General features: G+C 70.1%; 13 protein-coding genes. 3 read left to right on the top strand and 10 right to left on the bottom strand.

Annotated features, from left to right (window positions below; all coding sequences use genetic code 11):
* From panD to ftsH, 10 genes are all read right to left on the bottom strand, one after another.
* Positions 1–417, bottom strand: coding sequence for an aspartate 1-decarboxylase (panD, locus tag G6N23_RS01400; RefSeq protein ID WP_019738037.1), 417 nt, complete (start codon positions 415–417; stop codon positions 1–3).
* A complete protein-coding gene (gene panC, locus G6N23_RS01395; protein WP_085261431.1) occupies positions 417–1,388 on the bottom strand; it encodes a pantoate--beta-alanine ligase in 972 nt (323 codons plus the stop codon). The genes panD and panC overlap by 1 nt, the downstream gene beginning before the upstream one ends.
* Positions 1,385–2,287 carry a Rossmann-like and DUF2520 domain-containing protein gene (locus tag G6N23_RS01390; RefSeq protein WP_085261430.1) on the bottom strand — a complete coding sequence of 301 codons (903 nt, stop codon included), beginning with the start codon at positions 2,285–2,287 and terminating at the stop codon, positions 1,385–1,387. Before G6N23_RS01390 ends, panC begins: the two co-directional genes overlap by 4 nt.
* 124 nt (positions 2,288–2,411) lie before the next feature.
* Complete coding sequence (locus G6N23_RS01385) at positions 2,412–3,875, bottom strand: DUF6779 domain-containing protein (RefSeq protein WP_085261429.1); 1,464 nt, start codon at positions 3,873–3,875, stop codon at positions 2,412–2,414.
* Positions 3,876–4,019: 144 nt separating this feature from the next.
* The gene (locus G6N23_RS01380) at positions 4,020–4,505 is read right to left on the bottom strand and encodes a DUF3180 domain-containing protein (RefSeq protein WP_085261428.1); all 486 of its coding nucleotides are present in this window, start codon (positions 4,503–4,505) and stop codon (positions 4,020–4,022) included.
* Entirely contained in the window at positions 4,505–5,062 is a 558-nt protein-coding gene (gene folK, locus G6N23_RS01375) for a 2-amino-4-hydroxy-6-hydroxymethyldihydropteridine diphosphokinase (protein ID WP_085261829.1), read from the bottom strand. Before folK ends, G6N23_RS01380 begins: the two co-directional genes overlap by 1 nt.
* A 66-nt stretch (positions 5,063–5,128) precedes the next feature.
* On the bottom strand, positions 5,129–5,518 hold the full coding sequence (folB, locus tag G6N23_RS01370; RefSeq protein ID WP_085261427.1) for a dihydroneopterin aldolase: 390 nt from the start codon (positions 5,516–5,518) through the stop codon (positions 5,129–5,131).
* On the bottom strand, positions 5,511–6,347 hold the full coding sequence (gene folP, locus G6N23_RS01365) for a dihydropteroate synthase (protein ID WP_085261426.1): 837 nt from the start codon (positions 6,345–6,347) through the stop codon (positions 5,511–5,513). Before folP ends, folB begins: the two co-directional genes overlap by 8 nt.
* Positions 6,344–6,922 (bottom strand): GTP cyclohydrolase I FolE, encoded by a 579-nt coding sequence (gene folE, locus G6N23_RS01360; RefSeq protein ID WP_085261425.1) that lies wholly within the window; start codon positions 6,920–6,922, stop codon positions 6,344–6,346. Before folE ends, folP begins: the two co-directional genes overlap by 4 nt.
* Before the next feature lie 16 nt (positions 6,923–6,938).
* Positions 6,939–9,305, bottom strand: coding sequence for an ATP-dependent zinc metalloprotease FtsH (ftsH, locus tag G6N23_RS01355; protein ID WP_085261424.1), 2,367 nt, complete (start codon positions 9,303–9,305; stop codon positions 6,939–6,941).
* 127 nt (positions 9,306–9,432) lie between these two features.
* Between ftsH and G6N23_RS01350 the strand changes: the two genes are divergently transcribed.
* The 3 genes from G6N23_RS01350 to G6N23_RS01340 are packed head-to-tail and all read left to right on the top strand — an operon-like array spanning position 9,433 to position 12,628.
* The gene (locus G6N23_RS01350; RefSeq protein ID WP_095174273.1) at positions 9,433–10,416 is read left to right on the top strand and encodes an alpha/beta fold hydrolase; all 984 of its coding nucleotides are present in this window, start codon (positions 9,433–9,435) and stop codon (positions 10,414–10,416) included.
* Positions 10,416–11,612, top strand: a complete 1,197-nt coding sequence (locus tag G6N23_RS01345; RefSeq protein WP_085261422.1) for an LLM class flavin-dependent oxidoreductase — start codon at positions 10,416–10,418, stop codon at positions 11,610–11,612. The genes G6N23_RS01350 and G6N23_RS01345 overlap by 1 nt, the downstream gene beginning before the upstream one ends.
* Positions 11,612–12,628, top strand: a complete 1,017-nt coding sequence (locus G6N23_RS01340; RefSeq protein ID WP_085261421.1) for a zinc-binding dehydrogenase — start codon at positions 11,612–11,614, stop codon at positions 12,626–12,628. The genes G6N23_RS01345 and G6N23_RS01340 overlap by 1 nt, the downstream gene beginning before the upstream one ends.
* Positions 12,629–12,646 lie beyond the last annotated feature (18 nt).

The following is a 12,646-nucleotide window of genomic DNA, read 5'->3' as shown; positions in this document are numbered from 1 at the left end:
CTACCCCACGCTTCTGGGCGAGAGCAGGTCCGCCACGTCATCGGGCACGAACGCCGGGTCGTCGCCGAGGTCCACCTGCTTGTTGTCGGAGTCGACGAACACGATCCGGGGCCGGTAGCGACGGGCCTCGGCGTCTTCCATCGTGCCGTAGGCGATCAGAATCACCAGATCGCCTGGATGCACCAGATGTGCTGCGGCACCGTTGATCCCGATGACACCGGTGCCCCGCTCCCCGGTGATGGCGTAGGTGACCAGCCGAGCGCCGTTGTCGATGTCGACGATCGTCACCTGCTCGCCCTCGAGCAGGTCGGCAGCCTCCATCAGATCGGCGTCGATGGTCACCGAGCCGACATAGTGCAGGTCAGCGTGAGTGACCGTGGCACGGTGAATCTTCGACTTCAGCATCGTCCGAAACATCAATTCCTCCGGCTTTCTCCGGTTGATACGTGATATCCATCTGGACCGGCCTCCGAACCGGCTAACGCCACCTCGGCGTCGATGGGAAGTCCGAGCGTGATCGCCGCGTTGTCGATCAGTCGTGTGGTACCCACCCGGGCGGCGATCAGCAGCCGTCCCGAGCCGTCCGCGGGCGCCGGGCCGAGGTCGACGCCTCGAACCTCCAGGTAGTCGACATCGACGGCAGGCACCGCGGACAACACCGCGGCGGCGGCATCCACGGACGCTTGGGCGCCGGCCGCAGCCGCGCGCTCGCCGGCCGCCAGAGCGGCCGACAGCGCCGTCGCGGCTTCGCGCTGCGCGGGGTCCAGGTAGCGATTACGCGACGACATGGCCAGGCCGTCGGCTTCGCGTACCGTGGGCACGCCCACCACGGTCACGTCGAGGTTCAGGTCGGCGACCATCTGCCGCACCAGCACCAGCTGCTGATAGTCCTTCTCGCCGAAGAACACCCGGTCGGGTCGCACGATCGACAACAGTTTGCCCACCACGGTGAGCATTCCGGCGAAGTGCGTCGGGCGGGCGGCACCTTCGAGCTCGGCTCCCAACGGACCCGGGTGCACCGCGGTGCGGGAGCCGTCGGGATACATCGCGGCGGCGGTCGGGGTGAAGGCCATCTCGACGCCCTCGGCGCGCAGCAGGGCCAGATCGTCGTCGAGGGTGCGCGGATAGGCGTCCAGGTCCTCGCCCACGCCGAACTGCAGCGGGTTGACGAAGATCGACACCACCACCACCGAGCCGGGCACTTTACGGGCGGCTCGCACCAGCGCCAGGTGACCGGCGTGCAGCGCCCCCATGGTCGGCACCAGCGTCACCCGGCGACCGGTCGACCGCAGCGCGCGGGTGACGCGGGCGATCTCATCCGGCCGGGCGTAGACGTTGAGCGCACCGGCGGTGAAGGTGGGCTGGGGGGCCCCGGCGTGCGGCCTCACCGGGCCAGCACCGTCAGCACGTCGTCGGCGGCGTCTGCGCGGTGTGCCGTGCGCAGCGCATTGGTGCGATAGGCCTCGGCCAGATCGGGGTCCACGCCGGCCAACGCCTGCAGGTGCCGGCCCAGGGTGGCCGCGTCGCCCCGGGCCACCGGCCCGGTCAGCGCGGCCCGGCCGTCGCGCAGGGTGTTGGCCAGCGCGGCCCGTACCAACGGCCCCAGCACGCGTTCGGCGACGCCGTCGGGGTCCGCTACTTCGCTGGTGCCGAGACGGCCGGGCAGTGCCGCCCGCAATGCCGCCAGGGCGTCGTCGATCACGGTGACCACGTGGTTGCCGCCGTGGCACAGCGCGGCGTGGTAGAGGGTGCGGTCGGTCTCGTCGACCCGGAACGGCACGGCGCCGATCTCCAGCGTCAGCGCCTCGGCGATGGCGTAGCCGATCTCGTCGGCGGCGGTGATGCCGAAGCAGCTGTCCGCCAGCCGGTCGATGTCCTCGTCAGCGCCGGTGAAAGTCATCGCGGGGTGGATCGCCAGCGGCAGACAGCCCTGTTCGGTCAGTGGCGCCAGCACGCCGATCCCGGCGGCACCAGAGGTGTGCACCACGATCGTCCCGGCCCGCACCGCACCGGTGGCGGCCAGGCCCGCCACCATGCCGGCCAGTTCGGTGTCGGGAACGGCCAGCAGCAGCAATTCCGCGTCGCCGGCGACATCGTGGGCCGGACGCACCAGGGTGTCGGGCAGTCGCCGCCGGGCACGCTGTCGCGACTCTTCGGAGATGGCGCTGCACGCCACCACGACGTGCTCGGCGCGTTCCAAGGCGACGCCCAGAGCGGTGCCGACCCGGCCCGCCGAGATGACGCCTACCTTGAGTCGGGCGGGCCGCAGTCCGTCGAACTGCACCATCGCAGACGGCCTCACAGGTTCTCTTGGTTCGTTCCAGTCCCGCGCTGCGGGTACCGGACGGTCGCCGGAGAGTCTATCTCGCTCGACCCGAACCCGGCGAGTGACATTCGTCGCAGATGCGCCGTCACTCCTCGCGGCGGCGCCGGCGGCGGCCCACGGTGGGGGTGGCCTGCAGCCGGGCCAGCAACTCGGCCACCGACTGGCCGCCGGTGTTCGGGGCGGCTTCGGTTCCCGGCTCGGCGCCGGCGGAATGCCGTGCCGTGCCGGCGGCGGCGCTCGCGGGCTCCGGGTGGGCCGGTTGGGCAGGGTGGGGGGCCGAGTCCACCGAGTGCCGGGAGCGCGCCCGCCGGCGCCCCTCCCCGTCGTGGGGTGCCGTCTCGGCGCCGTTCACCGGGCCGTCGGCCACCGCGCCGGGGCCGGCATGGCGGCCGTGCCGGGACGGCGCTTCGGCACCCCGCTCGGGCGCGACTGCCGCGTGATCGCCGAAATGCTGGGACTCGGCGGCACCGTGCCGGCCGGAGTCGCCGGGGGTCTCCGCGGACCAGTTGCTGCCGGGTGCGGCCGGTGGTCGCCATTCACCCTCGGCGCCAACGGGTTTCCAGGTTGGGGCCGACGCGGGTGGCGGCGCGACCCAGGGTTGCTGCGGTGCCGGTGGCGGGGGCGGCGGCGGTTCGGGCTCGCGGCGGGCTTCCGGCGGGACGAACGGCTGCGGAGGTGGGGTCCACCGGCCCGCGGGTTGCTGGATTTCGTCCGCGGCCCGGCGGGGAGCCTCGTCCGCGGCCCGGCGCGGGGCTTCGTCGGCGGCCCGGCGCGAGGCTTCGTCGGCGGACCGGCGATGCGAACCCCGATAGGTCGTCTCGGCCGACGGCTGAGGTGGCTGCGGAGCTTGCGGGGCGTGCTGGGCCTGAGGTGTTTGAGACGACTGTGATGTCTGTGAGGTCTGGGGCATGGGGATCCCGCCGGTCGGAATCCGCACCTCCGGAACGTCGATGATCGGATTCTCGGCGGTCTGGCTGACCGAGTCCTCGGGGTAGAAGGTCGCGGCGGCCGGCGTGGCCCGGGCAGCACCGGAATCCCCGCCCGAGCGGGCCCAGTCGCTGTAGGCGCGAACAGTCGTGCGCGCCGAGGAATCAGTCTCCAACGCCGCTCGCTGACTCAGGTCGGCGTCGAAGAGGATCTCCAGGTTGGTTCGCAACGCGGCCAACTCGGCGCGCAACGCGGCGACCTCGTCTGCGGCCTGAGCCCGCAGCTCCGATGCCAACTCGCGGCGCAGCTGCGACTCCACCGTCAGCTCGTATTCGCGCCGCGCCGAGATCTCCCGATCCAGTTGCAGGTCGTAAACCAGCTTCAGGTCACGGGCGCGGGCCTGGTCCACATCGCTCTGCCGCCGATAGATCACCGATACGAACGCGGCTGCGACCGCCGCCCACAGCGCCACGATGACCGCGAGTTTCAACAGCTCGACCCGGCTGGTGAACACCAGTGCCGAACTCGCCGCGATCGCAAGGATCAGCAACGCCGTCATCAACGTCCAGCCGGGCCTGCGAGCACCGCGCCGGCCTGGGGCGCGGGACAGGACCGAATTCATCTGCGCCGCTCCACCTCGTCGCCTTGGCCCCCTTGCCGCTGCGCGGCTGGGGGTGCCCACACCGCAGCCGCATCTTTGCTGGCCCGCATTGCCCGACTGTACCTGTACGAGGTCGCTCCGCGTGTCGCCCCGCTCCGGCGATTCTCACCCCGGTTGGTTTCCGGTCAGCGGCCCGGACTGCCCGGGATCCTGCGGTGACTTGCAGCAGTTCTGCAACCACAACGCGGCGACGAGCAGCGCCAGCGCACTGGCCGCGGCAACCACGGCGCCGCCGGTGTCCTCGACGGCGACGTGCAGGGTGGACCGGTGCGGCAGCAGGTAGCCCAGCACGCCCACCCAGAAGCCCAACACCAGCGCACCCATCCAGGCCGAGGCCTTGGCGACCACGACGGTGCGGGCCACCGCCAGCGGATGCAGCCAGCCGGATCCGACACCGATCTGGCCGTCATCGATCTTGCCGCGGACGTAGCGGCCCCAGGCCGCCTCGGCGATGGCCACCACCAGCAGCGATATCCCGGTCCACACGGTGATCGGCGGGAACCATCGGTACAACAGCTGCACCGCCACGAAGCTGAGGACGGCGGCGGCCGCAGCGGCCGCGGTGACGTCGCGGGTACGGGTCGGACCCATCAGCGCTCCCCGGCCCGGTCGGCCCAGTCGCTGCGCTGCAACACCAACTCGGTCCGCCGAAGCTCGCTGCGGTCGGCGGGGTCCAGTTCGTCCAGCAGGTCGGCCACCGCACAGTGCCGGCCGGCGACCGTCAGCCACGCCTCCGGTTCGACCTCCAGCCACGGGACCATGACGAAGGCGCGCAGGTGGGCCAGCGGATGCGGCAGGGTCAGCCCCTTGTCGCGGGAGAGCAGCTCCGTCGATCGGCCGGCCGCGGTGTCGCGGCAGCTGATCACGTCGACGTCCAGGGTTCGCGGGCCCCAGCGTTCACCGCGCACCCGGTCCGCCGCGTGCTCGAGTTCGTGAGCCCGGCGCAGCCAACCGTGTTCGTCTGTCGCCGGGTCCTCCACGATCAGCACCGCGTTGAGGAAGCGCCCCTGCTCGACCACGCCCCACGGCTCGGTCTCGTACACCCCGGACACCTCACGCACCGCCGCGCCGAATCCGTCGACGGCCGACTGCAACCGGGCCAGCCGATCACCCAGGTTGGACCCGATGGAGAGCACCGCTTCAGTCATGGCGCCGCTGTCCCCCTCGCCGCTGCGCGGCTGGGGGTGCCCCCACCGCATCGTCGACAGCGCGCGTCACGCCGGGACCACCGTTGGGCGCCGGTCGCGCCGGGAGCGCCGCGCGACCACCGCGACGTCGGCGAACGTCAGTGGGATCGGGGCGTGCGGCTTGTGCAGCGTCACCTCGACGGCCTGCACCCGCGCATCGGCCATGACCTCCTCGGCGATCTCGGCGGCCACGGTCTCGATGAGGTCCCGGGCCGGGCCGTTGACGATGTCGGCGGCCCGCTGGGCCAGCACCCCGTAGTCGTAGGTGTCCGCCAGGGCGTCACTGGCGGCCGCGGCCGACAGATCCATCCACACCGTGATGTCGACGATGAAATCCTGACCGTCGGCCCGCTCATGGGCGAACACGCCGTGGTTGCCGCGCACCCTCAGGCCCCGCAGTTCGATCCGATCAGTCATCGCTTGTGCCTCCTTGGGTCCAGGCTTCGACGACCCTCAGCGCGTCGATCGAGCCCCGCACGTCGTGCACCCGCACGCCCCACGCCCCGTGCAGGCCGGCCAGCGCCGAGACCACCGCGGTGGCCGTCTCCCGCTCATCGGGCGGCCGCGGTGCGCCGTCCGCCCCGGACAGTAGGGTACCGAGAAACCGCTTGCGCGACGCACCGACGAGAACCGGTATGCCGGCGTCGACCAGCTGCGGCAGCCCGTTCAACAGCGCCCAATTGTGTTGCGCCGTTTTGGCGAAGCCCAGTCCCGGATCGATGATCAGCCTCCCCGGGTCCACGCCGGCGGCGACGGCGGCGTCGACGGATGCGAGTAGATCGTTGCGGACCTCGGCGACGACGTCGCGGTAGTCCGGTACCCGATGCGGGTGTTCGGGATCGACCGGGCGCCAGTGCATCAGCACCCACCGGGCATCCGAGGAGGCCAGCAGGGGCGCCATCGCCGGATCTGCCCGCCCTCCGGAAACGTCGTTGACGATCGCGGCACCGCAGTCCAACGCCGCCCGCGCCACCGGAGCGTTCATCGTATCGATACTGACCGTAATGCCCTGGGCGACAAGTTCTTTCACGACCGGAATGACCCGTTTCTCCTCCGCGCCCGGATCGGAACGCACCGCACCGGGGCGGGTCGATTCACCGCCGACGTCGATGATCGCCGCTCCCTGGGCCGCCAGCACCAAGCCGTGTTCGACGGCGCGACCGGCGTCCAGATAGCGCCCGCCATCGGAGAACGAGTCGGCGGTGACGTTGACCACCCCGACGACCTGGGCGCGTGTGGGGCTCACCTTCGCCGGATGAGTTCCAGGGCTTCGGCGCGCGACGCGCTGTCGGATTTGAACTGGCCGCGCACCGCCGATGTCGTGGTGATCGCGCCGGGCTTGCGCACGCCGCGCATCGCCATGCACAGGTGCTCGGCCTCGACCACCACGATGACGCCGCGCGGATCGAGTTTGCGCATCAGGGCGTCGGCGACCTGACCGGTCAGCCGCTCCTGCACCTGGGGCCGCTTGGCATAGAGGTCGACGACCCGCGCCAACTTGGACAGGCCGGTGATCCGGCCGTCGTCGCCCGGGATGTAGCCGACATGGGCGACGCCGTGGAACGAGACCAGATGGTGCTCGCAGGTCGAGTACAGCGGAATCTCCTTGACCAGCACCAGTTCGTCGTGCTGCTCGTCGAAGGTGGTCTCCAGCACCGTGTCCGGGTCGGTGTAGAGCCCGGCGAACATCTCCTGGTAGGCCCGAGCCACCCGCGCCGGGGTGTCGAGCAGACCCGGACGGTCCGGATCCTCGCCCACCGCGTACAGCAGTTCACGCACCGCGGCCTCGGCGCGCGCCTGATCGAAGACTGTCGAAGTCATCGCCGATCCCACTCTCTCAATCGCCGGACGGCGGTTCGGACCGAGTCTTCTCCGAGCCACGCTGGTGGCCGTCGCCCTCGCCGGGCGGTGCCGGCGGTGGTGGCGGCGGCGCGGGATACGCCTGATAGGGCTGGTAGGGCGGTGCGGGCGGGGCAGGCGGGTAACCACTGGGCGGCCACTGCTGCGGCGGGTACCAATAGCCGCCCTGCTGTGACGGCGGCGGCCAGCCGGGCGCCCGCCAGCCCGCCGGGGCACCGTAGTCGGGCTGGGTGCCCGGCGGCACCGGGTCGTCGCCGGTGGGCGAGCCGTTGCTGCCGTTGGGCGCGTGGCCGCCAGCTGCCTCGGAAGCCATGGCCTCCCGCGAGGCCTGCGCGATGGCGGCCTTGAACGCCGGCTCCGGCATCGGTTGCGGCCACGGCTCACCGCGCTCGATGGCCAGCTCGCCGGGAGTCTTGATCGGCGGCTTGTCGGACGGGACCCGCCCGCCGAAGTCGTCGAAGAGGGTCAGCCGGGGCCGCTTGGCCACGTCGCCGAAGATCTTCTGCAGGTCGGCGCGGTGCAGCGTCTCCTTCTCCAGCAGCTCGCCGGCCAGGATGTCGAGCACGTCGCGGTACTCGGTGAGAATCTCCCAGGCCTCGGTGTGAGCCGCCTCGATGAGCTTGCGCACCTCGTCGTCGATGTCGCGGGCCACCTCGTGGGAGTAGTCGGGTTGGGTGCCCATGGTGCGGCCCAGGAACGGGTCGCCGTGTTCGCTGCCGTAGCGCACCGCGCCGAGCTTGGCGCTCATGCCGTACTCGGTGACCATCGCCCGGGCCACCTGGGTGGCCTTCTCGATGTCGGAGACCGCGCCGGTGGTCGGCTCGTGGAAGACCAGCTCTTCGGCGGCGCGTCCGCCCATGGCGAACACCAGCTGGGCGATCATCTCCGAGCGGGTTCGCAGCCCCTTGTCCTCCTCGGGCACCGCCACCGCGTGCCCGCCGGTGCGGCCGCGGGCCAGGATGGTGACCTTGTAGACCGGGTCGATGTCGGGCATCGCCCACGCCGCCAGGGTGTGTCCGCCCTCGTGGTAGGCGGTGATCTTCTTCTCGTGTTCGCTGATGATCCGGCTCTTGCGGCGCGGACCGCCGATCACCCGGTCCACCGCCTCTTCCAGCGCCGCGCCGGTGATGACGGTGCCGTTCTCCCGCGCGGTCAGCAGCGCGGCCTCGTTGATCACGTTGGCCAGATCGGCGCCCGACATGCCGACCGTGCGCTTGGCCAGTCCGTCCAGATCGGCGTCGGGCGCGATCGGCTTGCCCGCCGAATGCACCCGCAGCACCGCGCGCCGGCCCGCGATGTCGGGGTTGCTCACCGGGATCTGGCGGTCGAACCGGCCCGGACGCAGCAGGGCGGGGTCGAGGATATCGGGCCGGTTGGTGGCCGCGATCAAGATGACGCCGGCGCGCTCACCGAACCCGTCCATCTCCACCAGCAGCTGGTTGAGGGTCTGTTCGCGCTCGTCGTGCCCGCCGCCCAGACCGGCGCCGCGCTGCCGGCCGACCGCGTCGATCTCGTCGACGAACACGATGCACGGGCTGTTCTGCTTGGCCTGCTCGAACAGGTCGCGCACCCGGGAGGCGCCCACACCGACGAACATCTCCACGAAGTCCGAGCCGGAGATGGTGAAGAAGGGAACGCCCGCCTCCCCGGCCACCGCCCGGGCCAGCAGTGTCTTGCCGGTGCCGGGGGGGCCGTAGAGCAGCACCCCCTTGGGGATCTTGGCCCCCAGCGCCTGGTAGCGGCCGGGGTTCTGCAGGAAGTCCTTGATCTCGTAGAGCTCCTCGACCGCCTCGTCGACGCCCGCGACGTCGGCGAAGGTGGTCTTGGGCATGTCCTTGCCCAGCTGTTTGGCCCGTGACTTGCCGAACCCGAAGCCCATCCGGGCGCCGCCCTGCATCCGGGAGAACATCACGAACAGCCCGATCAGCAACAGCATCGGCAGCAGGTAGATCAGCATCGAGCCCAGCACGCTGCCCTGGTTGACGACGGTGTTGATCTCCGCCTTCTTGTTGGTCAGCGCGGTATAGAGCGGAACCGCGTACCCGGTCGGGTACTTGGCGATCAGCTTGTCGACCTTCTCGGCTTTGCCCGGTTTGGCGGCCTTGTCGCCTTTGTCGGACACCTCGACGCTGGTGAGCGGGTTCTTCAAGACCAGGCGCAGCTGTTGCTCACGGTCGTCGATCTGAGCGCTTTTGACGTTGCCGCTGTGGATTTGGGCGACCGCGACCGAAGTGTCGACCGGCTTGTACCCGCGGGTGTCGTCACTGAAATAGAAGAACGACCACCCGAGTAGCAGTATCACTGCGATCGCGGTAATGGTGCGGATCACGTTTTTGCGATTCATCAGACATCGGCCGGCCTCGGCCCAAATCCTTCCAGTACTTGCAGCTGGGCATGTTCAGGCTACCGTCCGGGTGCTCAGACCGGGCAACCTCTTCTCCGTCCGCACCCAGGTGTGCTTTGGTGGGACCGTGGCCAACCCCATCGAACGTTTCGTCAACACCAACGGCGTGACCCTGCGGGTCATCGAAGCGGGCCAGCACAATGGGCCCAATGCCCCGGTCGTTCTATTGGCGCATGGCTTTCCGGAACTGGCCTATTCCTGGCGACATCAGATCCCGGCGCTGGCCGACGCGGGCTTTCATGTGCTGGCCCCCGATCAGCGCGGCTACGGCGGTTCGACGCGCCCGGACGAGCTCACCGCCTACGACATCACCGCATTGACCGGCGACCTGGTCGGGCTGCTCGACGACGTCGGGGCAGACCGCGCGGTCTGGATCGGTCACGACTGGGGCGGCCCGGTGGTGTGGAGCGCCGCGCAGCTGCACCCCGAACGGGTGTCCGGTGTGGTGGGGCTCAGCGTTCCGCCGGTGCCCCGCCCGCAGGTCCGGCCGACCGAGGCGTTCGGAAAGATCTTCGGCGAGAACTTCTTCTACATGCTCTATTTCCAGCAACCCGGCGTCGCCGACGCGGAACTGGGTTCCGACCCGGCGCGCACCATGCGCCGGATGATGGGCAGCCTCAGTCCGGCCGACCGTGACTCGGCGCTGTTGATGACCGCCCCCGGCCCGATGGGCTTCATCGATCGACTGGCCGAACCGGCCGCGCGGCCGGACTGGATCAGCGCCGACGAACTCGACCACTACATCGCCGAGTTCACCCGCACCGGTTTCACCGGCGGGTTGAACTGGTACCGCAACCTCGACCGAAATTGGGAGATCATGGCGAATCCGCCGTCGGCCACTATCGACGTCCCCGCACTGTTCATCGCCGGAACCGCCGACCCGGTGCTGGCTTTCACCCGGCGTGACCGGTCCCATGAGCTGGTGAGCGGCCCCTACCGCGAGGTGCTGATCGACGGCGCCGGCCACTGGTTGCAGCAGGAACGGCCCGACGAGGTCAATGCGGCGCTGCTGGAGTTCTTGGCGGCCGTACCGTCCGGGCGGGTGTCATGATGGCCGCGCCGCTTCGCTTCGGGGTCTTCATCACACCGTTTCACGCGCTGGGGCAATCGCCCACGGTCGCACTGGAATACGACCTGGAACGAGTGGTCGCCCTGGACCGGCTGGGGTTCGACGAAGCCTGGTTCGGCGAGCACCACTCGGGCGGCTACGAGCTGATCGCCTGCCCCGAGGTGTTCATCGCGGCGGCCGCCGAACGCACAAAGCACATCCGGCTCGGCACCGGAGTGGTCTCGCTGCCCTACCACCACCCGCTGATGGTGGCCGACCGCTGGGTGCTGCTGGATCACCTGACCCGCGGCCGGGTGATGTTCGGCGCCGGGCCGGGCGCCCTGCCCACCGACGCCCACATGATGGGCATCGACCCCGTCGAGCAGCGCCGGATGATGCAGGAGTCCCTGGAGGCGATTCTGGCGTTGTTCCGCGCCGAGCCCGGCGAACTGGTCACCCGGCACTCGGACTGGTTCACCTTGCGCGACGCCGCACTGCACATCCGGCCTTACACCTGGCCGTATCCGGAGATCTCCACGGCGGCAATGGTTTCCCCGTCGGGTCCGCGACTGGCCGGCGCGCTGGGCACGTCACTGCTGTCGCTGTCGATGTCGATTCCAGGTGGCTTCGCCGCACTCGAGAGCGCCTGGGAGGTGGTGCGCGAGCAGGCCACCAAGGCAGGCCGTGAGGAACCGGACCGGGCCGACTGGCGGGTGCTGAGCATCATGCACGTCGCCGACACCCGCGATCAGGCCCTGGACGACTGCACCTACGGCCTGCAGGATTTCGCGAACTACTTCGGTGCGGCCGGGTTCGTCCCGCTGGCCAGCTCGGTCGAGGGCGAAGCGCAGTCACCACGGGAGTTCGTCGAGGCCTACGCCGCGGCCGGCAGCTGCTGCATCGGCACCCCCGACGACGCCATCGAACACATCACCGACCTGCTGGACCGCTCCGGCGGCTTCGGTACCCTGCTGTTGCTCGGTCACGATTGGGCCTCTCCGGAGGCCACTTACCACAGCTACGAATTGCTGGCCCGCAAAGTGATTCCGCACTTCAAAGGACAACTTATCGCACCCCGGGCATCGCACGAATGGGCCAAGGGCATGCGCGACACCTTGTTCGGCCGGGCCGGCGAGGCGATCCGCAACGCCGTGGTGGAGCACACAGTCGAGCACGCCGCCGACACCGGGCCTCGTTGATGCGTGCGGCGGTGCTGCGCGACCGGCGCATGGTCTACCGCAACGACGTACCGGAGCCCACGCCCGGCCCGGGCCAGGTGCTGGTCGAGGTGACGGCCTGCGGCATCTGCGGTTCGGACCTGCACTTCGCCGCGCACGGCGAGCAGGTACTGGCGGCGACGCAGTCCATGTCGGGCAGCCCCTCGTCCAGCGCGTCCGTCGACCTCGCCGCCGACATCTTCATGGGCCACGAGTTCAGTGCACGGGTGCTGGAGGCGGGACCCGGAACCGACACGTTTCCGGCCGGCACACCGGTCACCTCGATTCCGGTGTTGTTGGCCGCCAAAGGTATCGAGCCGATCGTGTACTCCAACACCACGGTGGGCGGCTACGCCGAGAAGATGCTGCTGTCGGCCCCGCTGCTGGTTCCCATCCCCAACGGAATGGACCCTCGCCACGCCGCGCTGACCGAGCCGATGGCCGTGGGACTGCACGCGGTCAACAAGTCCGGCATCACCCCCGGCGAAACGGCATTGGTGCTGGGCTGCGGCCCGATCGGGATGGCGATCATCGCCGCACTACGCACTTCTGGCGTGGAAGACATTGTGGCCGTGGACTATTCCCAGATACGGCGTGAACTCGCGACGGCGATGGGTGCACACCGGTCACTCGACCCGGCGCAGGGGTCGCCGTTCGACACGATCGAACCGAAGGTGGTCTTCGAAGCGGTCGGCGTGCCCGGCATCATCGACGACGTGCTGCGGCGAACGCCGGTCGGCAGCCGACTGGTCGTCGCAGGGGTGTGCATGCAGCCCGACACGGTGCACCCGTTCTTCGGCATCGCCAAGGAGATCAGCGTGCAGTTCGTGTTGGCCTACGAGCCGGCGGAGTTCGCCGCATCGCTGCGGGCCATCGCCGAGGGAGACATCGACGTCGCGCCGCTGATTACCGGTGAGGTCGGGCTCGACGGCGTGGGTACGGCATTCGACGACCTGACCGACCCCGACCGGCACTGCAAGATCCTGGTCACGCCCTAGCCAGACGGCGACGGCCGG

The sequence above is a fragment of the Mycolicibacter terrae genome, from assembly GCF_010727125.1.
Classification (GTDB): Bacteria; Actinomycetota; Actinomycetes; order Mycobacteriales; family Mycobacteriaceae; genus Mycobacterium; species Mycobacterium terrae.
Note: the sequence above shows the minus strand (reverse complement) of the source record. Positions and strands in the feature narration are given on the sequence as shown.

Excerpts from the sequence above, each read along its gene's own strand:
- G6N23_RS01385 (WP_085261429.1), bottom strand. The coding sequence starts at position 3,875 with ATGAATTCGGTCCTGTCCCGCGCCCCAGGCCGGCGCGGTGCTCGCAGG.
- ftsH (WP_085261424.1), bottom strand. The coding sequence starts at position 9,305 with ATGAATCGCAAAAACGTGATCCGCACCATTACCGCGATCGCAGTGATA.
- folK (WP_085261829.1), bottom strand. The coding sequence starts at position 5,062 with ATGACTGAAGCGGTGCTCTCCATCGGGTCCAACCTGGGTGATCGGCTG.
- folB (WP_085261427.1), bottom strand. The coding sequence starts at position 5,518 with ATGACTGATCGGATCGAACTGCGGGGCCTGAGGGTGCGCGGCAACCAC.
- G6N23_RS01340 (WP_085261421.1), top strand. The coding sequence starts at position 11,612 with ATGCGTGCGGCGGTGCTGCGCGACCGGCGCATGGTCTACCGCAACGAC.
- folE (WP_085261425.1), bottom strand. The coding sequence starts at position 6,922 with ATGACTTCGACAGTCTTCGATCAGGCGCGCGCCGAGGCCGCGGTGCGT.
- G6N23_RS01380 (WP_085261428.1), bottom strand. The coding sequence starts at position 4,505 with ATGGGTCCGACCCGTACCCGCGACGTCACCGCGGCCGCTGCGGCCGCC.
- G6N23_RS01345 (WP_085261422.1), top strand. The coding sequence starts at position 10,416 with ATGGCCGCGCCGCTTCGCTTCGGGGTCTTCATCACACCGTTTCACGCG.
- panD (WP_019738037.1), bottom strand. The coding sequence starts at position 417 with ATGTTTCGGACGATGCTGAAGTCGAAGATTCACCGTGCCACGGTCACT.
- G6N23_RS01390 (WP_085261430.1), bottom strand. The coding sequence starts at position 2,287 with ATGGTGCAGTTCGACGGACTGCGGCCCGCCCGACTCAAGGTAGGCGTC.